Source organism: Methylomonas sp. BW4-1 (assembly GCF_052474385.1).
On sequence record NZ_CP184125.1, the window covers coordinates 2,123,271 to 2,142,391 of the forward strand.

Here is a 19,121-nt window from a genome sequence, read left to right on the forward strand (position 1 = left end):
CGTTACCTTGTTAGCCGAATGCCGTGCCTCTGTCAGTCGAATGCCGTGTGCCCGTCAGCCGAATGCCGTGTCGGGGCGGCATCGACCGGGCTAAAAGTGCGTCAGTCGAATGCCGTGCCATTTTGGTTAATGTTGTCTGAGTTCGAGATGCCGTTTTTGCGTGGGTGTGGGTTGTTTTTTGACCTTGACGACATCCTCAGCGATTTCAAAGTGCTCAATAGCGCCGATAGTGACCAAGGCTTGCAAGGCTTTACGCATCCGCAGTTTGAAGTCGCGGGGATTTTGGGTGCTACTGCCACTGAGTTGGTAAAGCGTTTGCAGTTTCAACGGATACGGTGCGGCATGCGACGACAGGAAACCATGCAGCCATAACGCCAGTGGATGTTTCCGCAATTGCTGTCGCTGTTCGAATTCGATATGGGTGTAACCGTCTTCGAACAGTCGTAACATCGACTCGGTCAGTTCCACCACATAGCGCTGAGTGATTTCGTCGCGGTGGTAGCGCAGAAAGCCTTTTTCACCAAACGTCTGCCGACCGTGGTAGGTGATTTCGACGAAGGCGCCGCCTAAACGCGCCATGGATTCCTTCAACCATTCGTGCTGACTTTTGCCGGTCGATCGGCCTAACGCCATCAGCAGCGCGTGCGCACTGAAGGTTACGCTAAAGCCCGGCAATTGCATTCTGGACAGATGCACGATCTGCATCCAGACGTCCAGGTCGGACTGATTGAGCTGAACGCCCAGATAACGGACTTCGATGCCCTCGACAGCTGCCAGTAAGGTGCGCTTTTTGTATGCTATCCGCTCATTGCCCTGCACACCAGCAAACAACGCACTGCGCAAACAGGCATTCGGCGTGCCGCGCATACCGGCTGGCCAACTGGGAAGTGTCGCTAACGGCTCCACGCGTCGGGGCTGGGCTTTCTTGCGTTCAGTCAATGACTGGAAGCGTTCGGTCAGATTGGTCAGTGACGTGACGGTATTTTGAGTCATACCCACCTCACTTTTTCAAACTGCGGGGATCGCAGTGCGTGGATGGCGAAGTCACCGGCGGTGGATTTTGCTGGAGCATCTCGCGCTCTACGTCGGTCAGGTCCAGTTGATGATGACAGTATTTGCGCCAAGCCCGTTCCAGGGTCATGGGATCGGGAACTTCGGCGCTTTCATTTCTGACGGGTTCATCCAGGGAGGAATCCGTTATGGTTGACCCTACCGGATCATCGCGTCTGACCACATGTTCGATGGATGAGGTACACCACACCGAACCGCCCAAACGACTGGGCTGTCTAGCGTGGTCGAGGCGCCAGGCTAACTCGGCCGGTGGAACCAGCGATTCAATGACGGTTTCGCTGACCAGGTCAGACGGCGCGGATAAGGTACTACAGCCCATACAGATCAGGATGGGAATTAGTGTGCTAACAGGGGTGTTTCGAATACTCATGTCGTCTCCAGTCGATTTTTGAAGACTCAACACAGTAAGCATTATTTTTTGGGGCTCGTCATCGAAATCGCGATAATTATTGCGATTTCGAAGATGACCTCGAAAAAAAATTAGGCATGATGGGTCGCCATGAAAACTCATCAATCTTCATTTCGGATTCCTTGGCTACAACGTTGGTTTGGCGCGAGTCAACCTATACCTGTGCCTTGCCTAGCCATCCAGGAAGACGAGATTCCGCGTTACCCGCCCTTCATGAAGGGGCTGCCGGCCGCACCGGTGGCACGCATTCTCGGTACCCAAACCGAGCTGATTCAGACCATCGAACAGACCTTGGCGCTACCGGATGTGTTGTTTCAGAGCATCGTATTGCCGGTGATCGCGCGTTACGCCGCCTTCAGTCATCTGCTGCCGGCATCGGAGTCCCATCATCATCGTGGGGCTGGTGGCTTGTTTCGGCATGGGTTGGAGGTCGCGCACTGGGCGACCCTGGCCTCCAAGGACTGCCTGTTTGCTACCGATGCCACACCTAAAATCCGAAAATCCCTGGAACTGCGCTGGCGACTGGCTGTGTGTTTTGCCGGGTTGCTGCATGACATCGGCAAACCGGTATCCGACATGGCCGTGGTCGACCAACTAGGCGAACACACGTGGAATCCTTGCGATGAAAACCTGACGGATTGGGCTAACCAGCATCACATCGAGCGTTATTTTTTGCGCTGGCGTGAGAATCGGCATAAACGTCATGAACAGTTTTCGGCCCTGGTCATCGAGCGGGTTTTGACCCGCGAATCGCGTGCCTTCATTCTGGAGCCCGGCCCTGAGATCATGCAAGCGTTGTTGGAAACCATCCATGGTCTGGATCGGGGCTCCAAATGCTATGCACTGGTGATGGCCGCCGATTGCATGAGTGTGGAACGGGATTTGAAGGCCCACTACCACGGTTTGGAATCCGCGATGGGCATGCCGGTTGAACGCTACCTGTGCGATGCCATGCGCCGTTTGATTAAATCCGGTCAATGGCTGGCCAACGAAAAAGGTGCCAGGATTTGGCGATTCGAAGACGGTCTGTATATCGTCTGGCGCACCGCCGTTAAAGAAATCCTGAGCCTGCTGGACAAAGATCACATCCCCGGCATCCCGCGCGATGAAGATACCCTAGCGGATATTTTGATCGAACGCGGGCTCGCGATTCCAAAATCTCTACCCAACGGCGGACGGTTTCGTTATTGGCACATGCAAACCGAGAGTCTGAATGGCAGCTTGTTCATGTTGCGCTTGGCCTCGATCGAACTGGTTTACAGCGGTGAACCGCCGGTCGCTGTGGTCGGTGCCGAAGTGAAGGATGAGACCGAGTCGCCTGCTGCTGATCAAATCCCGTCAGTTTCTCAGTCTACGAGCGAATCTAACGTCAAGGTCGGCAAGCGGCGAAAAGTGAAGGCGCATGATAACCCGGTCAAAATAAACGCGGACGAGCCCAAAAGTGAACACGTCGCTAAACCGATCTTACCCGCCGATTTAGCGGCAATTTTGGCTATGGATGCGCTGGCAGACAGTGGCAGTGGGTTGAGCGATCATGAAGATGACGTCGTTAAGGATACGATTGGACAACACCTAAACGACACCGCCTCAAATGCATCAAGCAGCGACTCGAAAAGCGTGATTGAAGTCGAGTCAGACGCCCTTGCACCGAACACTACTCAGCAAGATCAAAGTGACGTGGCCCGACACTGGTTTGCCTCGCAAGGTCAAGCAGGACACTGGCTGATTCAACTGGCCGCTATTGTCACAGCTGAACACTGGCGCTGGGGCACGGATATTTTGGAGGTGCAGCAACAGTGCTTGCTGAGTTTTCCCAAAACGCCGGATGCACTCAAGCTGGAAGCCAATCAGTTTATTCGCGCCCTGGAGGAAAAAGGCTGGTTGGTGACCGATGTGCTTTCGCCTATGCGTAAGGTTAGAGAGATCCAGCAGATCCGTGGCGTACTTCTCGCCAGTGAACCAAGCGGCATGTTCAAACAGCTTTTGGCCAACACCACCATACCCGATGTCTATCGGTCTCAACCGATTGAATCAGAATTGTCAGTTCAGACACGGGAACAGAATGCCGAGCGCACGTCAAAAAACACTCCAAAGCCATCAGCGCTATCACCCAGTCCCCCAGGAATCAGCCAGGAAATTCCTCTCGATGCCAAACCCTTGCTGGACAACGCCACACCCAAGTCAGCTTCAGTGGTACCCCACAACCCAGAACACGTGACTGCCAAGTCGTCCAAAGCGAAATCGGACACGGGCACCCACAAAAAGCAGCACTACCGGCAAGCCATCAGACACTGGATGGACGAATTGCAACAAGCACCCGCGCGAATGGCAGTTACTGGGGATGACTCAACATGGCTTGAAGTGGACGAACAGTCGATATCGACTTTTCTGAGTAACACACCCGGCTTGACCCGCACCCAGTTAATGCGAGAACTTGCCAGTCATGGTGATTTCCGAAGTGTCGGTACCTGTTTACAACTGCGGCGTACGCCATGAAATCCGATTACGACTATCAGTTTCCCTGGCGGCCCATCTTCGAGGTCTATGCCATCTCGGGCTGGCTAGGCGGTGCCGGATTGGCGCATTTCACCAGTCGCTGGTCGGGCTTGCCGCGTGAGCCTTTCGATTGGTTGATGACGGCGTGCGGAGTCATGGCGTGTTGGCGGCTGTCGCCGGCAATCAGTCTCTGGTACCGCAAACGCCGGTTGCGGCAGTTTCGGTTTCAATACCTGGATGCCGAAAAGCTGGTAGCGATGGTGAAACAGCATCCCGAGGCCTTGTGGTTCGGCTGGGGATTCGATTGGGTGCAAAAGCATGCTCAGTTGGCCTATGAGATCTTGAAACGCGATGTCTCGACGCTGATTCCCAGCGATCATCAACGCATGGGATCGGCCTGGATACACGGTCTGGAAGTGTCCGAAAGCGATATTCGTCAGCCCTTGCAGCATACCGCCGGCCATACGTTGCTGGTCGGTACCACCGGCGCCGGTAAAACCCGCGCCTTTGACGTGTTGGTGACGCAAGCCGTGTTGCGCGGTGAAGCGGTGATCATCATCGATCCCAAAGGCGACAAGGATTTGATGGCCTGCGCCAAACGGGCTTGCGCCTTGGCCAAGCATCCGGATCGTTTCGTGTATTTCCACCCGGCGTTTCCGGAAGACAGCGTCCGACTCGATCCCTTGCACAATTTCAACCGGCCTTCTGAGATTGCCAGTCGCATCAGCGCCATTTCGCCCAGCGAAAGCAGTAACGATCCGTTCAAAGCCTTTGGCCAAAAATCGCTGGATAACGTCATCCAAGGCTTGATGGTCATCGAGGAGCGACCAACATTGGTCAAGCTGCGCCGTTATTTGGAAGGTGGTCCTTCGACGCTGGTGATTCAGGCCTTGGAACGCTATTTCGATAATAGCCTGGGGCAGTGGCGACACGAGGCGCGATCCTTTTTCAAAAAAGCAGAGGACATTGACTCCAAAGCGGCATGCTTGGTGCGATTTTACCGTGAGGTCGTCCAATACCGAGTGCCAAACCTGGATTTGGAAGGCCTGTTGTCCTTGTTCGAACATGACCGGGCACATTTCAGCAAGATGGTCGCCTCCTTGATTCCGATCATGAACATGCTGACCTCGGGTTCTTTAGGCCCCCTGCTCTCCCCTAACCCTCATGATATAGACGATCTTAGGCCGATCACCAATACCGGCCACATCATCGAAAAAGCTCAGGTCGCTTACATCGGTCTGGATTCATTATCGGACGGCATGGTGGGCAGTGCCATTGGCTCGATTCTGTTGGCCGATTTGGCCGCCGTCGCGGGTGATCGCTACAACTACGGCGTCTCGGATAGACCGGTGAACGTGTTCGTCGACGAGGCGGCCGAAGTCATTAACGATCCCTTCATTCAGGTGTTGAACAAAGGCCGAGGAGCCAAAATTCGCTTGTTCATTGCTACCCAGACTTTTGCCGACTTTGCCGCCCGTACTGGTTCTCAGGACAAAGCCCGCCAGGTACTGGGCAACGTCAACAACCTGATCGCGCTCAGGATCATGGACAGCGAGACCCAGCAGTACATCACCGACAATCTGCCGAAAACGCGATTGAAATACATCATGCGCACCCAAGGCGTCGCCACCAGTGCGACCAATCCCACCGTGTTTTCCGGCAATGTCGGCGAACGGCTAATGGAAGAAGAAGGCGATTTGTTTGCGCCCCAGCTATTGGGGCAACTGCCTGACTTGCATTACATCGCCAAGTTATCCGGCGGCCGCATCGTCAAAGGTCGCTTGCCGATACTGCGGTCGGCACTGGACCGACAACAGAATCGCCAAGGTGCGAGCTCATGACCCGCAATCTGTTGTTCAGTCTGATGCTTTGGTTACTGGAAGTGATCCTGGTGGCCAGTTTCGTGTCCGACCGCTGGACGCGGGAACTGCAGCGTGCCGAAGATCAGATGATGATCGGCTATTTTGGCGCCGATAAAGAATCACAGATCAGCCATACCGCGCAACACTGGTTTGACCGTTTATTCGTCAGCACCGGTATTCGAGACAGCGTCTTCCGCTATTTCATCCCCACCGAGCGCGAGCGGCAGATGTCCAAAGGCTTCGAGGATGTGGGGCGTAACGATTTGTTTCCCTTTATCGAAAGCCGGCTCAACGTACTGTGGGACACGATCTTTCAAATGATCAAGCGCCTGACCACGGCCTGCATCTGGTTACCGTACCTGGCAGCTGCCTTGCTGCCGTTTGTCGTCGACGGACTGGTGCGGCGCAAGATCAGCCAGACCAACTTCGATTACCCCAGCCCCATGGCGCATCGCTACAGTCTTTATTTGATTCTGGGCGCGCTGTATCTGTTGTTGGTCAGCTTGACCTTGCCGTTTCCAATGCCACCGCAAGCCATCCCGGTAGGAATATTTGTCGTGGCTTACGCCGTCAACGTGCTGTTGGCCAATACGCAAAAGCGGGTGTAGGTGTTCCATGAATGTCATCTGTTTTCTGCACGGCATGATCAACACACATCCGGCGCATAACCCCAGGCTCAGGCAAAACCTGAAACTTGTTTTACCCCTCAACCTCAACACAACCCAGGAGCATTATCATGTTAAACCGTTCTATTAACGACACCGCTACGTCGGATCCTTTCGTTGAATTCATTACGTTAACCGCCAAGAAAGTCGCCCTGAACCCAACGTCGCCTGAGCTCGATTCACTTTTTCGAGCGTTTATTGAGTCCTGTATTGCAAATGGCCAGGACGATATTTTGGTAAGCGCTTTACGACAATCGGAAGGTTTGCACGTATTTTCGGTATTAAATGAGCGTATTGTTTCGCTCGCCGAACGGATTCGGGTGAGATTGCCGTCTATGCCGAATGCAGAGTCGATCGTATTCGCCATGCCGATGGTCATCGAGCCCTATCATGGAAAGGCTTTACCTAAGCGTATTGAAGACCCCGAACGCATTAGACAATTGCTTCAAAGCCATGGGCTGATCAACGATAGACAAGCCCTCGCCATTCACGACGAATTATTCACCCTTGAAGACATCAACTGGTTACCAAGCCAAATTCGCCAGCTCAACCAGCAGTTGATCGAGCAAGCCGAAGGCGAAATTCCAACATCGGAATCACGCCGTTCTTTTGTTATGAAGCCCTCGGAGAGTCCGGAGGGGGACCTCATTTTGCGATTCCTGGTGGGTGTAGTGATTAGCGATCAGGCATTAACGCCTCTTTTTTGTGAACAGCCCAAATCGGATGACTTTGGGGGATTTGCCGAAGAATGGTCAGAGGCCTTTAAAGAGGAGATGGATGAACAAACCGGTCACAACGTCTGGGAGATTGAAAAACCCAATCCGCTCAGTATTGCCGCCTCGCGCGGGATTCATTTACTCAATGAGCTTGATATCTTCTATAAGCTAAATATGAAAGCCCAAGAATATCCCGTGTCAAAAGTCCTGCTCAGTAAACACGGTGTCGATGGCATACCCACGGAAATACGGGCGGCTTTTTTTGATCGTGAAAAAGAATTGTCAACCGTTTACGTTTGGCCGCTCTTGACAACCGATGACGCTAAGTCAGTATTCGAAGACATCAACGGGCTACTGACCAATCTCAATATTCCTCACGTGATTGACAACAATCTTCTTCCTGCCATCGAATTCACGGGGAATTTCCAACACTATTGTGAATCGATGTCCAGGCAATTGGAACCAGAGGAGCCTCAAACGTTCTTTATATGCTGAGTCATTTGGGTTGAACATGATGATGGCAGCCTGATGGCCTTGGAAGAAGGTCAGATGTAGCGCCCAGAATTTACATGAAATGGCTTGAATCAGCTGGCATACCCTCGAGGTCATGGTCAAAAGCCGGGCTGCGAGGATTATTGCTTGTTAAAAAGTCACTCAGTGGTGCGATTAGTGCGCCTTCGAGAGACTGCAGCCACAAGCATCATGATTGACTAGTCGGAAAAACAACTAAAGATCGCATTCCCAAAGCAAAAAACCATCGACAACATCCTGCGTTGATTGATGACGCTTGGCGTTAATCAGCGACATGAAGGACTCATTCAGAATCTGCAATGCTGCCGGATCGTCGGCATTAACGTATCGGCTTGATCTTCCCTGTCCGTTCTCGCAACTCTCAGGCTGCCAATTTTGCGGATAGGAATTAACTTGATAGCCATGGCTAGCCAGTATCTCGGCAACAAAGGGTTCTCCGCTTTTGACCGTCCACTTAACCTTTTTCAATGTGTGCAGCCCACCCAGCAAAACCAATATCGGCTTTTCGCGCGAGAACTCGGACAACCGATTGGCCATGTTTACGTCGCGGTCTTGATCGGCGTCAATGGCCTCGATGCCCAAGCATGGAAATTTCGATTTGAGCGTGACCAGAAAATCAATCAGTTTTCGCATGCCAGGATGATCGATGGCATACGGTATTTTAATCTCCGCTACCTGTGCTTCGCCCTGGGTTACAGCATCGATGACGGGTTGTTGATTGCGGTTAATTTCGAGTCCGACAGTCAGGCATTGATGTCTTTCCAGCGCCGCATCAACCAGTAGAGCGAAAAGCTGTGTTGATTCCGGTTTCTGGTGGCTTTCGCCGATGATGACGATGTTGCCGGGTTTGATATTGTCATGGATAGTCGAGAAATCATTCGACCATCCAAGACTGGGTAGCAATACAACATAAATACCAAACCAGCATCTTTTCAGCATCTAAATGGCTCCTAAGATATAAAAATTAGCCTCTTCGTCCTTTAACTCCTCCGCTAATTACAACAGGGTATAACTATAAAGTTCAGCTTTGAACGGCCAAACTACATGACCAGAAGCTATTCCATACACCGCTCATCATCATGTCTTGGATTGTTTACATAATCGCTGATCGGTGTTGTAGTCATATCAGCGTACGCCTGATTATCCAGTAATTGAAACACGTCATTGTCAGTGGCGGATTTATCCAACCAATCCCGGTAATGGTTTACAGGCATGATCACCGGCATACGTTCATGAATCGGTTGCATCAGTTGCGTTGCAGCGGTCGTGATGATGGTACAGGAATAGAGTGTTTGCGCTTCGTGCTCCCAATGTTCCCAAAGTCCAGCAAAGGCAAATAACTGATTGTCTTGCCGGTGGATATGAAACGCTTGTTTATGCGTTTCCAATTTCTGCCACTCATAAAAACCTCTTGCGACGACTAAGCTGCGTCGCTTATGTAAGGCAGCACGAAAACTGGGTTTCTCTCTAATGGTTTCAGCACGGGCGTTGATCAGATGATGGCTGTGTTTATCATCTTTTGACCATGACGGCACTAACCCCCAAAACAGGTTTACCGATTTTAGTGATTTATCGTCTAGCTCAACGATGCACAGGATTTTTTGCGCAGGGGTAATGTTGTAGCTAGCTTGAAAGCGAGGCAAGCGTGGCAACTCAAAATGTTCAGCAATGCTTTCAGGGGTTGCTGTGAGCTGATAACGACCGCACATTGCCCATGCCTCCGTGATAAATGACTGACGTTATTAAACGTCAGAAATGCGTAACAACCAAACTCATTGAGCAACAAGAACAAATACAAAACAATTCCGTTTTTGAGGTACACTGCTTGCCCTCATCAGAACCACGAATTTGGGATATAAGCATGAGCGTCATTTCTATATCAAGCTATCAACCACGCAATACGAAGCCATTGAATAGTGCTGCACTATGGTCTGACGATCTGGAACTGCCGATTCTGGAACCTCAACAGCAACTGAGTACGCTTGAATTACCGTTATTCACGTCTAAAGTGCCTGCGGGTTTTCCATCACCGGCTGATGATCATTTGGAATCGACGATAGACCTCAATCAACATTGCATCAGTAATCCACCAGCCACCTTCTTCGTTAAAGTAAAAGGTCATTCCATGACCGGTGCAGGCATCAACGATGGTGATATGTTGGTCGTTGATCGTTCATTACGTCCTAACAACAATAGTATCGTGGTTGCGGTGATAGACGGTGAAGTGACCGTTAAAGCGTTGGATACTTCTACCGATGAAATTTGGTTACGCTCAAGAAATTCTGACTATCCCGATTTCCAAATCAAAGAAGGCATGGAGTTGCATATTTGGGGTGTCGTCAAAAACGTGATTCGTTCGCTACCGGTATAGATGACTCCAGCACCCATATTCGCGATTGCGGATTGCAACAATTTTTACGCAAGCTGTGAAAGGGTTTTTCAGCCCAAATTAAACGGTAAACCGGTTGTAGTGCTATCCAATAATGACGGTTGCGTGATTGCCAGAAGTAACGAGGCCAAAGCGCTTGGCATCAAAATGGGTGCCGCTTATTTCAAAATTGAGCCGTATGCAAAACAAGAAGGCATTGCCGTATTTTCTAGCAATTATGCGTTATACGGAGACTTTTCTCAGCGAGTCGTTCAAACCTTATCACGCTATGCGCCAAGAATTGAAGTCTATTCCATTGACGAATGCTTTTTGGATTTTACCGGACTACCACAAAACCTGACGGAGTATAGTTTAGAGATTTGTGCGATTGTAAAGCAATGGACAGGTATACCGATTTCCATTGGCATTGCGCCAACTAAGACCTTAGCGAAGTTAGCCAATCGGTTAGCGAAAAAAGGTCATTCCAAACATGGGCCCGCTCTGGACTGGCGCGATATTGCTGATCCCGATGCAGTGTTAAAAACCATTGCGCTGGATGACCTTTGGGGTATTTCCAGACGTTGGAAAGACAAACTCAACCAAATTGGTATTCATCATGCATTAGCACTCAAGCAATCTGATCCAAAACAGCTACGTCAACATTTTGGTGTGGTGATGGAACGCATCGTTACCGAGCTAAACGGTATTTCCTGCATTGCCTTAGAAGAAATGCCCGCACAAAAAAAACAGATTCTGACTTCGCGCAGCTTTGGTGAACGATTGACTGACTATGATGATTTACGCGCAGCGGTGACACACTTTGCTTCTCGTTCTGCGGAAAAATGCCGACAACAGCGATTGACCACGCACGTATTGACGGTGTTTATTCATACCAGTCCGTTTGATACTCGCAATCCGCAATATTCCAACAGTGCGACCATAGCGTTTGATCGTCCAACCAATGATACCGCGCAATTGATTGCAGCCGCTCAACAAGGTTTGAAGCGGATTTTTAGACGCGGCTTTTCTTATCAACGTGCCGGTATTCTATTGCCTGACTTATGGTCAGCAAATGTCGCGCAGCTGTCGTTATTTGACAGTGGTGAAAACAACCTGCGATCTGATCAGCTGATGACCGCACTGGACGACATTAACCGCAAACATGGTAAGCGCAGTGTTTGCTATGCGAGTGAAATGCTTAGCAAGCGCTGGCAGATGCGGCAGCAATTCAAATCGCCTTCTTACACCACCAATATCAAGGAATTGCTGACGGTTCAAATTTGAAGAAAACCTTATGCTTTTGTAAGCGCTATTTCGATCCTCACCCGACATACGTTTTTCGCCAATGCAGACGCAAGCCCAAGCATCTTAGAGTCTCGCTTCTTCGAAGACGACTTTCGAGGCCTCCGGCAGCAGGCCAAGACTAGCCGAAGAATAATCTATGATCACTGACTGCAAACTAGCTCATTGTCACCAATGATTTGGCTTGGTGTTGGGTCAAAAATCTAACCTATTATTGAGAGTCCAAGCGTTAAGTACGGAATATTACGTAAGATTAAGATGACTCGAACGCCTGACCTAGGGATGTGGTGACAGTCAACATGTTAGCTTTACGTTGGGCGTCACACACGGACATGAGACATCGAACAATCATGACTCTGGTTGTTGTAGTGGTGACGCTGCACATGGTCGTCGCTATCGGTACCTATGTTCTAACCTTTGATCAGCTGCGATTCTCCATTAACGATCATTGATAGCACGTAAACATAGCCTGAGTTGGGTTACGCTATCCTTATTTATGCCTTTGAAAAAACCCGATCAAAATAAGTTGGAGGAAATATTATGTCCCGTGAAATTTTACAGGCGATAGCTGATATTTATAAAAGGCATGATCCGGAAGACGCCGATTTTTATACGTTGGAATGGGTGCAAGACAAGTGTTCTTATTTTTACAAGTCGCCAAAAGAATTGCTGGCAATTTTGCAAATGAGCCAAGACCGGGGGATCAACACTGAAGGTGCGCTGTGGTCAAAAGAGGACGGTTTAGCAGCCCATCGCGAGATGAAGTATAGCGGACCAGTTGATGCATATTCTTACGAGCTAATGGAGAAAAGCGGTGAACTGGCTAGACTAGAGGCTGCTTGTAAGGCTGAGGAAATTGCGAGGAAGCTAGCCATTGAAAGCTTGCAGTACTAATGCGGGTAGTAGCGAAAGCCCACTCCGGACCTTGCTAGCCGAAATGTAATTCTCCGCTTTATGGTCGGCAGCAGCCTCTCGCACCTCTCCAAAGCAGCCAGTCGGTCGAAGTTAGACTCTGTGAGCCGTAGAGCCACAAAGCCGCCGTTGGCGATCTCAACCTATCGGCCATAAGCGGTCTTTGAAAAAAACAAAAATTAGTTTTCTCAATGGCCGGTTTATAGCGGTTAGCAGTCAGTTGTTTTGCCCAGTTTCTAAATTCTTGAAATTCGCCAAACAGCACTGGCCTGACGGATTCCTGATTTCGCAGGCGCATTCGCCGGCTTTGGTACGTTGCATGACAAAAGCTTTGATCGGTTCTGCCCGTCGATCTTTTAACGCCGATAGATACTGTTCGGCGTCTATGTCAAAGCAGTAACAAAGCTCATCGTTCTGAATCGCTTGATAGTTTCGTAAGTGCTGTTTGGGAATGGTGTTGCCTGCGTTGGCAAAGTAAGCAATCGGACAGGTTTTTGCCGGACAAAAATAATAGCTGTCAATGACGATTGACTGATTCTCGGGAAACCGTACCTGATGGTACAGCGTCGGCATGTCGACACTTTTGCACGAGGAGCCGCATTCAGGACAAATCTGTTTGGTACTACTGGAACTGCAGCAATCAGACATAGACGCTATCCTCTGCCTTATTGGCTAATAGGTGTGACCAGGGAACCCGGATAACCGGCATCCGTCGTGGCTTTGATCAAGGCGGCGCTATTGGTTTTTTGGCCGTCGAAAGTAACCTCGGCGGTTTTGGTATCGTAATCGACAACCACTTTTTGTACGCCTTCGACTTGCTGCAAGGCTTTTTTGATAGTGACGGTACACATGCTACAAGTCATATTCTCTAACTTCAGCGTTACCGTTTGTTGTTGGTTTGGCAGTGCTTCTGTGATTTCAGCATAGGCCACTGGCATCCACAAAGTGGCCGGTAACAACAAACTTATCAGTAATAATCCAGATTTAATGGTCATATCGAATCCTCTCAAGCTATGAAAAAAGGCGCTACCCAGGGAAAAGCTAGCAACATCAAAATGAATGTGGAACCCAGCCAAAACAGCAGGCGCTGTCGGCGTTGGTTGTCGGTTGTGGAGCAGATTTCACCTACCGCACAGCGATCAGGCGTTAGATAGAGTTTTCGATAGCCTAGTCCTACAAAAATCAGGGTCAGGATAATGAAAAATGGTCGGGCCGGTTCCATAGCCGTCAATGTGCTGATCCACGCACCGCCAATACCCAACGACAACAGCAAAAATGGGCCGACACAACAGGCCGAAGCCCCTACAGCGGCCAATATGGCGCTGATACCCAACCATGACGGGGTGTTAGTGGGGGTTTCTGGGTCTGTATTCATAGCAATCTCCTAAGCCAAACCATGCTCAATGTTGGTATGGAGTCTAAACCCTGTTGTTTAGAACAGAGTCAAGTGCGTGATTTAGAATCAAGGTTGGGATGATGCATCATCGCTAAACGCATCGAGAATAGCGCAACGAGCGGCTGGAGCTGTCTGCTGACAGTCGTTGACCAGGCTTTCCAATACCTGACGGAGAGTGGTTAAATCCCTGATTTGTTGATCGATCTGCTGGCATTTTTGCTCGGCGACTTGTCGAACATCAGCACAGTGCGCCCCATCAAGCGATAGCAAGGTGGCGATTTCTTTCAAGGTAAATCCAGCCTGTTGAGCGCGTTTGATAAAACGTATTCGGGCAATCGCATCAGCTGAATAAACTCGATAACCGCCATCGGGTTTCGCTGGCTCTGTCAGTAAACCAATGCGTTGATAGTGACGGATGGTTTCAATGGTGACTTCGGTTTGTTTGGCAAGTTTGCCGATGGTTAAAGGCGACATCTCATTGAACCAAATGTTAAAGGGATTTTATTGTCCCTCAGTTTTTCCACTTATCAGCTATTAACAAATAACTATGAATATTATCTTGAATGGCGGCTAATTGTCAGATGCCTGCCTATGGGGTAATTGGGGTCACATGGACAGCTTAGGGTCGCCTGGCGACCATCAGCTCTTCAGATTCATCGCCCGAAAGCCGTCATTGAATTCCGATACCCGAAAGCGGTCGTTCGTCACTGATTCCTAACGACCCAAACTTGACGGTCGCACTTCTCCAAACCAGTCAGTCAGCTAAATCCAGCGCCTGGGAACTGGAGATCTACAAAGCGGCCATTGGCGACCGCATCCAACGGCCAATTTTGCGACATCCACATATAGAGGGTGCCTGCCAATATCGAGCCCTCGCCATTTCGGCAAACACAGAGTGAGAAATCAATAAACACCTTTCCTTCGGTTTTACTTACACCCATTTTTTGCGGGACAAGTGATTACTGAAGGTGGACATGATAGCGATTATGTAAGAGCCCAATTGAATTTTGTATTTTAAAAAACTGTGCGTAACCATAGGCTGTAATAATAGCTACCCATCACTACAGTACGTTAACGAGGTAAGACATGGGTAAAGGTCGGCTGGAGGCATTCAGTGATGGGGTACTGGCCATCATTATCACCATCATGGTATTGGAATTGAAAGTACCCCATACTGCGGACATCAATGCGCTGATTCCTTTGATTCCTGTGCTTTTAAGCTATGTGTTGAGCTTCGTCTATGTAGGCATTTACTGGAATAACCATCACCATTTACTGCATACATGCCAAAAAGTCACTGGTTCGATATTGTGGGCAAACCTGCATTTATTGTTCTGGTTATCGTTATTTCCGTTCACAACTGCCTGGATGGGGGAAAATCACTTTGCGGCTATACCAACGATGGCTTACGGCGTGGTTCTATTGATGGCAGCAATCGCTTACATATTATTACAATACCTCATCATCGGTTCACAAGGGACAAATTCGCTATTAAAAAGAGCTGTCGGTAGCGACTGGAAGGGTAAATCCTCACCATTGATTTACTTAATAGCGACACTAAGCACGTTTTGGTCGCCATGGTTAGCTCAAGGGCTTTATGTGCTGGTCGCATTGCTATGGTTAGTGCCAGATCGCCGTATTGAGAACGTGATGTATGAATATTAAAAGGATTTTGATTTGCCAAGCAATTGACCAAATAAAACTGGGCTTTTCATTGTAACCTTCAACAATAAATTGAGTTGGTGAAGGTCTGCTCAAGCCTATTTGCAGGTCAGCTATTGAGAAACATGTATGACGGCTTTCTGGCCGATTGCTTCAGCACCCATTAAAACAATGGCTTGCGCGTCAATTTTTCTTGAAAAACTGCAATAATCAGAGGTTTCCTAACCCCTTTAAACGCCATAATCGGACTTTTGATTTAGTTTTGCCTAACCAGTGATTTTTTAAAAACTCATCCGCAGACTTTTCAATACTTCTGCCACTTCGGGTTTTGCGGCCGATGTGGGTGGGAATATAGCGCAGATGGTGCGACGAATTTCCGGATCTGACAGATAACGAACTCGAATCTGATCTGCATTTTTGGTGATGGTGAATTCCGGCATTAGCGCAACACCGATGCCGGCGCGTACCATACTCAGTATCCACTCTTCGCTATTACTTCTATAGGCAGCATAAAGATTGACCTGCCGTCCCTGGCACACACTCCTCAGTGTTTCACGCAATTCACAGTTCAGGCGATCCAAGTAAGGTTCAGCTTGTATGGTCGCTAAATCAATTTGTTGCATTTGATTGAAACGGTGTTTGTCGTTGAAGACAACGACATAGCGTTCTTCGTAAAGCTTTAAAGACTGGTAATGCTCTGCCAGTAAGGATGTTGGTGCGCTGATAACTAAATCCAGGCCATCTTCATCAAGTTGATTCAATAGATTGCATTCACTGTCGACAATTAATTCCAGTTCTACATGGGGTCGTTCTTGCTGAAAGTTAGTGAAGAATGGACTTAAATGGTGTGCGGCAATGGTCGTCATCACGCCGATGCGAAGTGGCACAGTATTTAAGCGGTCTGAAACGCACAGCCTCAGCTTTGAGAGCTTGCGTCTTGCGCACTATTTCACGTATAGAAGGTTCGACCAAACGTCCTAAAGCCGTCAACCGACATCCGCTGCGGTCTCGGCTAAATAGCTCACCGCCAAGTTCTTCTTCCAATTTCTTAATTGCTTGGGTCAGCGAGGGTTGGGCCACATAGGTTGCTTGTGCAGCGCGAGTGAACGAACCTTTATCGCAGACGGCGAGAAAATAGCGAATTTGTTGCATTTCCACAGTTTGCCCCTTTTTGAATAGGAAAAACCTATTGTTTCATAGAAAATTGGTATTTTACTATTTTCCTAACTCATTATTTAATATAAACGTCCAATCAAATAAATATTCAATATTCCTATGAAAACTGCAAAATTAATCGTAATGTACCCTACGCCAACAGATTTAAAAACTTTTGAACGTCGTTATGCTGATGAGCATGTGCCGATGGCTGTCGAAAAGCTGGCCGGCAAAACACGATTTGTCGCCTCATTGATTCTTTCCAATGTAGACAAATCTGCAGCGCAGTTTCATCGAATTGCCGAGGTTTATTTTCCATCGCTCGCCGAATTAAAGGCTTGTCTGAATTCACCAGGCGGTCAAGAAACAGCTCAGCATGCCGTTGAGATTTCTAGCGGTGGTGAGCCGTTGTTTCTGATCTCCGAGGTGGAAACCTTTGATTTCTAATCCGACCATCGGATTTAACATAATCACAGTGGAGGCAAATCAATGTCTAACTCAATCAACAAACTAAAAAAGGTGGCTTATAAGCGCATTAGGTGGCTGGGTCTGCTGCCTGTTGTCTTTTGGGTCGGATTAATGCCAACTATTGCCCAAGCGCATCGAGGTGCGCCTGACGAGGCCGATGCTTGCGTTACGAGGGTTGGTTTTGAACGAGTCCATTTCACGGCCTATACCCCGACTCTGTCAGGGGATCGGGAATATTGCAGCATCATTCCCGAAATCGGCCCAACTAATTTGGTGTTCGACTACGAAGGTAAAAGTCTGCGCAATGTCAGCGTGGAATTCGAAATCACCAAAGAACCTGAAGGGCAAAGGGTTTTTTATCAGCAGCCGAAAAAAGTTAAAAACGGTACTTTCGATAGTATGGTCGATTTTAGTCAATATGGTGCTGGTAATTATTTGGCACACATCGCTATTGTCGACAAGGATAAGCGCCTGGATACCCATATTCCGTTCTCCGTCGGGCTGGAGTCGGTGCCGGGTAAAAACTATACGCCGCTGCTGATAACGATAGCCAGCCTGTCTTTGCTGGCTTACGGCTTGTTCCGGGCCGCGTTAAAGCATACGCCCGAGCAAAATCCGGAAGCCTAAACCCAGCGCCGAACCCATCAAGGGAGCCATCAAAATGAATATTGCACAGTTAAAGTCCTATCTTCTTGAAAGCAATCGTTGGCAAAAAGTCTTGTTCGGATTGCCGGTAATAGCGCTGGCCGGCATGCTTTGGCTGGATCATAGCGGCGTTCCGGTGGAACTAGGGCAAACCGTTTACCGACCGGATATGCCGCGCGGCACTTGCCAGCCTGACCTATTGAGTGGCGATACCGGAGAAACGTACGGAGAAGAAACCGAAAACGGCATAAATTACAACGTCCGCACCCCTAAGAATTATGATGCATCGATAGCCCATCCTTTATTACTGGTATTTTCACCGGCGGGTGCGAATCGCGCCAAAACGGAGAAGATGACAGGATTCACCTTACCCGCAACCCGCTCCGGTTTTATCGTTGCTTATGCCGATCATCCCGAGCTTTCGCCGAGCACCACCGTGGAACTGGGTACGATCCCCCATGCGATGGCTAAAAAATGGTGTATCGATGAAAAACAGGTCTATGTAACCGGTCATTCCGATGGCGGCACCTCGGCAATGGCTTTAGCTTTTATGACCGGCACCCGGCACATTCCTACAGCAATCGCCCCCAGTGCCGCCGGCGTAACCTATGAGGACTTACGCGACCGCAAATGCCCGGAACCCTTGCCGGTTATGATTATACACAGCAGCAAGGACCGGCTGTTTCCGGGTTACGGACAGCAAACAGCCGGCTGGTGGGCGGCCTGTAACAAATGCGAGCCGATTCCCGATACGATCGGCAACGGTTGCGTGGCTTATTCCGGTTGCGCCAATGGCGTAAAAACCGTGTATTGCGAAGGCGACAAACCGCATGCGCAATGGCCGGAACAGCGTAGCGATGCCATCATCGATTTTTTCTTGCATCACCATACCAATATGTAACCGGCGGCTGCGAGACAATGAACACTATCAATTCTGATGGCTTACTGTATCAAAAAATCAGCTGTTGCGGGCCAATCCCCCAGACCTCGTTGACCGGTACGATACGCATTAGCTTTTCCCTGCGCAACTGGTCCGATACATCCAATACGCCGTGAGTTTTGGGCCATTTCTTGGCGGCGAAGTTAGCCAGTTTGGCCAAGGTCTTGGTCGGCCCCATGCCGACACAGACTGGAATGCCGGTCGCGCGGAACACCGCTTGCTTGATGCGCTGTCCGTAAGCAATCGGGTCGGATTGACACGGATAGACGCCGGTCAAATCAAGAAACGCTTCGTCAATTGAATAGATTTCCATGCAGGGGGTAAAGGTCCCCAGGGTCGCCATGACCCTGGTTGACATGTCCGCATTTATGTGAAATTAAAAAGCAAGCTATTTTTGAAAACAAACAGTTATCATTTTGACGAACGTCAAAAATTGGTTAAAATTTTAATAAAACCGACTTTTCAACAGAATCGGCCATTATGCCGCCAGACGAATCAAAAGCGCCAATGGCAAATGTCCAGC

Annotated in this window: 18 protein-coding genes and 2 pseudogenes; 11 read left to right on the plus strand and 9 right to left on the minus strand. The window is 49.3% G+C overall.

The features are described 5' to 3' along the window. Positions 1-126: 126 nt before the first annotated feature. Together trfA and ACH5Y9_RS09705 are read right to left on the minus strand one after the other, a co-directional pair. Positions 127-993 carry a plasmid replication initiator TrfA gene (gene trfA / locus ACH5Y9_RS09700; RefSeq protein WP_445369457.1) on the minus strand — a complete coding sequence of 289 codons (867 nt, stop codon included), beginning with the start codon at positions 991-993 and terminating at the stop codon, positions 127-129. Positions 994-1,000: 7 nt separating this feature from the next. Beyond that, a complete protein-coding gene (locus ACH5Y9_RS09705) occupies positions 1,001-1,441 on the minus strand; it encodes a hypothetical protein (protein ID WP_445369458.1) in 441 nt (146 codons plus the stop codon). A 129-nt stretch (positions 1,442-1,570) separates the two neighbouring features. On the opposite strand from ACH5Y9_RS09705, the gene mobH reads away from it, so the two are divergent. From mobH to ACH5Y9_RS09725, 4 genes are all read left to right on the plus strand, one after another. Then, the gene (gene mobH / locus ACH5Y9_RS09710) at positions 1,571-3,976 is read left to right on the plus strand and encodes a MobH family relaxase (protein WP_445369459.1); all 2,406 of its coding nucleotides are present in this window, start codon (positions 1,571-1,573) and stop codon (positions 3,974-3,976) included. Further along, positions 3,973-5,817 (plus strand): conjugative transfer system coupling protein TraD, encoded by a 1,845-nt coding sequence (traD, locus tag ACH5Y9_RS09715; protein ID WP_445369460.1) that lies wholly within the window; start codon positions 3,973-3,975, stop codon positions 5,815-5,817. Before mobH ends, traD begins: the two co-directional genes overlap by 4 nt. Beyond that, positions 5,814-6,446: a DUF4400 domain-containing protein gene (locus ACH5Y9_RS09720; RefSeq protein WP_445369461.1), complete on the plus strand. Its 633-nt coding sequence runs from the start codon at positions 5,814-5,816 to the stop codon at positions 6,444-6,446. The genes traD and ACH5Y9_RS09720 overlap by 4 nt, the downstream gene beginning before the upstream one ends. Positions 6,447-6,574: 128 nt before the next feature. Beyond that, complete coding sequence (locus tag ACH5Y9_RS09725) at positions 6,575-7,714, plus strand: hypothetical protein (RefSeq protein WP_445369462.1); 1,140 nt, start codon at positions 6,575-6,577, stop codon at positions 7,712-7,714. Positions 7,715-7,945: 231 nt separating this feature from the next. Here the strand turns inward: ACH5Y9_RS09725 and ACH5Y9_RS09730 are convergent, their stop codons facing one another. Both ACH5Y9_RS09730 and ACH5Y9_RS09735 read right to left on the minus strand, forming a co-directional pair. Beyond that, complete coding sequence (locus ACH5Y9_RS09730; RefSeq protein ID WP_445369463.1) at positions 7,946-8,689, minus strand: hypothetical protein; 744 nt, start codon at positions 8,687-8,689, stop codon at positions 7,946-7,948. A 116-nt stretch (positions 8,690-8,805) separates the two neighbouring features. Further along, positions 8,806-9,459 carry an SOS response-associated peptidase gene (locus ACH5Y9_RS09735; RefSeq protein ID WP_445369464.1) on the minus strand — a complete coding sequence of 218 codons (654 nt, stop codon included), beginning with the start codon at positions 9,457-9,459 and terminating at the stop codon, positions 8,806-8,808. A 152-nt stretch (positions 9,460-9,611) separates the two neighbouring features. Between ACH5Y9_RS09735 and ACH5Y9_RS09740 the strand changes: the two genes are divergently transcribed. The 3 genes from ACH5Y9_RS09740 to ACH5Y9_RS09750 all read left to right on the plus strand — a co-directional run bounded on the left by ACH5Y9_RS09740 (position 9,612) and on the right by ACH5Y9_RS09750 (position 12,314). After that, positions 9,612-10,121: a LexA family protein gene (locus ACH5Y9_RS09740; RefSeq protein ID WP_445369465.1), complete on the plus strand. Its 510-nt coding sequence runs from the start codon at positions 9,612-9,614 to the stop codon at positions 10,119-10,121. Further along, entirely contained in the window at positions 10,122-11,402 is a 1,281-nt protein-coding gene (locus ACH5Y9_RS09745) for a Y-family DNA polymerase (RefSeq protein ID WP_445369466.1), read from the plus strand. Between the two features lie 558 nt (positions 11,403-11,960). Then, positions 11,961-12,314: a hypothetical protein gene (locus ACH5Y9_RS09750; protein ID WP_445369467.1), complete on the plus strand. Its 354-nt coding sequence runs from the start codon at positions 11,961-11,963 to the stop codon at positions 12,312-12,314. Between the two features lie 234 nt (positions 12,315-12,548). On the opposite strand, the gene ACH5Y9_RS09755 is transcribed toward ACH5Y9_RS09750, so the two are convergent. The 3 genes and pseudogenes from ACH5Y9_RS09755 to ACH5Y9_RS09765 all read right to left on the minus strand — a co-directional run bounded on the left by ACH5Y9_RS09755 (position 12,549) and on the right by ACH5Y9_RS09765 (position 14,202). Beyond that, positions 12,549-12,980: a putative iron-sulfur cluster-binding metallochaperone gene (locus ACH5Y9_RS09755; RefSeq protein ID WP_445369468.1), complete on the minus strand. Its 432-nt coding sequence runs from the start codon at positions 12,978-12,980 to the stop codon at positions 12,549-12,551. Between the two features lie 17 nt (positions 12,981-12,997). Then, positions 12,998-13,707, minus strand: a pseudogene (locus ACH5Y9_RS09760) (MerT/CopZ fusion-like heavy metal transport selenoprotein). A gap of 87 nt (positions 13,708-13,794) precedes the next feature. Beyond that, positions 13,795-14,202, minus strand: coding sequence for a MerR family transcriptional regulator (locus ACH5Y9_RS09765; protein WP_445369469.1), 408 nt, complete (start codon positions 14,200-14,202; stop codon positions 13,795-13,797). A 612-nt stretch (positions 14,203-14,814) separates the two neighbouring features. Here ACH5Y9_RS09765 and ACH5Y9_RS09770 point away from each other — a divergent pair. Continuing rightward, a complete protein-coding gene (locus ACH5Y9_RS09770; RefSeq protein ID WP_036276723.1) occupies positions 14,815-15,393 on the plus strand; it encodes a TMEM175 family protein in 579 nt (192 codons plus the stop codon). Positions 15,394-15,671: 278 nt separating this feature from the next. On the opposite strand, the pseudogene ACH5Y9_RS09775 reads toward ACH5Y9_RS09770, so the two are convergent. Further along, a pseudogene (locus ACH5Y9_RS09775) lies at positions 15,672-16,548 on the minus strand (LysR family transcriptional regulator). Between the two features lie 117 nt (positions 16,549-16,665). On the opposite strand from ACH5Y9_RS09775, the gene ACH5Y9_RS09780 reads away from it, so the two are divergent. Genes ACH5Y9_RS09780 through ACH5Y9_RS09790 form a run of 3 tightly spaced genes read left to right on the plus strand, consistent with a single transcriptional unit; the run spans position 16,666 to position 18,559 of the window. Beyond that, positions 16,666-16,992, plus strand: coding sequence for an EthD family reductase (locus ACH5Y9_RS09780; RefSeq protein WP_033159460.1), 327 nt, complete (start codon positions 16,666-16,668; stop codon positions 16,990-16,992). Between the two features lie 42 nt (positions 16,993-17,034). Then, entirely contained in the window at positions 17,035-17,640 is a 606-nt protein-coding gene (locus tag ACH5Y9_RS09785) for a hypothetical protein (protein WP_445369470.1), read from the plus strand. Positions 17,641-17,674: 34 nt separating this feature from the next. Beyond that, positions 17,675-18,559 (plus strand): alpha/beta hydrolase family esterase, encoded by an 885-nt coding sequence (locus ACH5Y9_RS09790; RefSeq protein WP_020485763.1) that lies wholly within the window; start codon positions 17,675-17,677, stop codon positions 18,557-18,559. A gap of 49 nt (positions 18,560-18,608) precedes the next feature. On the opposite strand, the gene ACH5Y9_RS09795 is transcribed toward ACH5Y9_RS09790, so the two are convergent. After that, positions 18,609-18,956, minus strand: a complete 348-nt coding sequence (locus ACH5Y9_RS09795) for a Y-family DNA polymerase (protein WP_081608005.1) — start codon at positions 18,954-18,956, stop codon at positions 18,609-18,611. Positions 18,957-19,121 lie beyond the last annotated feature (165 nt).

Bases quoted from the DNA above. Each gene is read 5' to 3' on its own strand.
- trfA (WP_445369457.1), bottom strand. From the start codon at position 993: ATGACTCAAAATACCGTCACGTCACTGACCAATCTGACCGAACGCTTC.
- ACH5Y9_RS09705 (WP_445369458.1), bottom strand. From the start codon at position 1,441: ATGAGTATTCGAAACACCCCTGTTAGCACACTAATTCCCATCCTGATC.
- mobH (WP_445369459.1), top strand. From the start codon at position 1,571: ATGAAAACTCATCAATCTTCATTTCGGATTCCTTGGCTACAACGTTGG.
- traD (WP_445369460.1), top strand. From the start codon at position 3,973: ATGAAATCCGATTACGACTATCAGTTTCCCTGGCGGCCCATCTTCGAG.
- ACH5Y9_RS09720 (WP_445369461.1), top strand. From the start codon at position 5,814: ATGACCCGCAATCTGTTGTTCAGTCTGATGCTTTGGTTACTGGAAGTG.
- ACH5Y9_RS09725 (WP_445369462.1), top strand. From the start codon at position 6,575: ATGTTAAACCGTTCTATTAACGACACCGCTACGTCGGATCCTTTCGTT.
- ACH5Y9_RS09730 (WP_445369463.1), bottom strand. From the start codon at position 8,689: ATGCTGAAAAGATGCTGGTTTGGTATTTATGTTGTATTGCTACCCAGT.
- ACH5Y9_RS09735 (WP_445369464.1), bottom strand. From the start codon at position 9,459: ATGTGCGGTCGTTATCAGCTCACAGCAACCCCTGAAAGCATTGCTGAA.
- ACH5Y9_RS09740 (WP_445369465.1), top strand. From the start codon at position 9,612: ATGAGCGTCATTTCTATATCAAGCTATCAACCACGCAATACGAAGCCA.
- ACH5Y9_RS09745 (WP_445369466.1), top strand. From the start codon at position 10,122: ATGACTCCAGCACCCATATTCGCGATTGCGGATTGCAACAATTTTTAC.
- ACH5Y9_RS09750 (WP_445369467.1), top strand. From the start codon at position 11,961: ATGTCCCGTGAAATTTTACAGGCGATAGCTGATATTTATAAAAGGCAT.
- ACH5Y9_RS09755 (WP_445369468.1), bottom strand. From the start codon at position 12,980: ATGTCTGATTGCTGCAGTTCCAGTAGTACCAAACAGATTTGTCCTGAA.
- ACH5Y9_RS09765 (WP_445369469.1), bottom strand. From the start codon at position 14,202: ATGTCGCCTTTAACCATCGGCAAACTTGCCAAACAAACCGAAGTCACC.
- ACH5Y9_RS09770 (WP_036276723.1), top strand. From the start codon at position 14,815: ATGGGTAAAGGTCGGCTGGAGGCATTCAGTGATGGGGTACTGGCCATC.
- ACH5Y9_RS09780 (WP_033159460.1), top strand. From the start codon at position 16,666: ATGAAAACTGCAAAATTAATCGTAATGTACCCTACGCCAACAGATTTA.
- ACH5Y9_RS09785 (WP_445369470.1), top strand. From the start codon at position 17,035: ATGTCTAACTCAATCAACAAACTAAAAAAGGTGGCTTATAAGCGCATT.
- ACH5Y9_RS09790 (WP_020485763.1), top strand. From the start codon at position 17,675: ATGAATATTGCACAGTTAAAGTCCTATCTTCTTGAAAGCAATCGTTGG.
- ACH5Y9_RS09795 (WP_081608005.1), bottom strand. From the start codon at position 18,956: ATGTCAACCAGGGTCATGGCGACCCTGGGGACCTTTACCCCCTGCATG.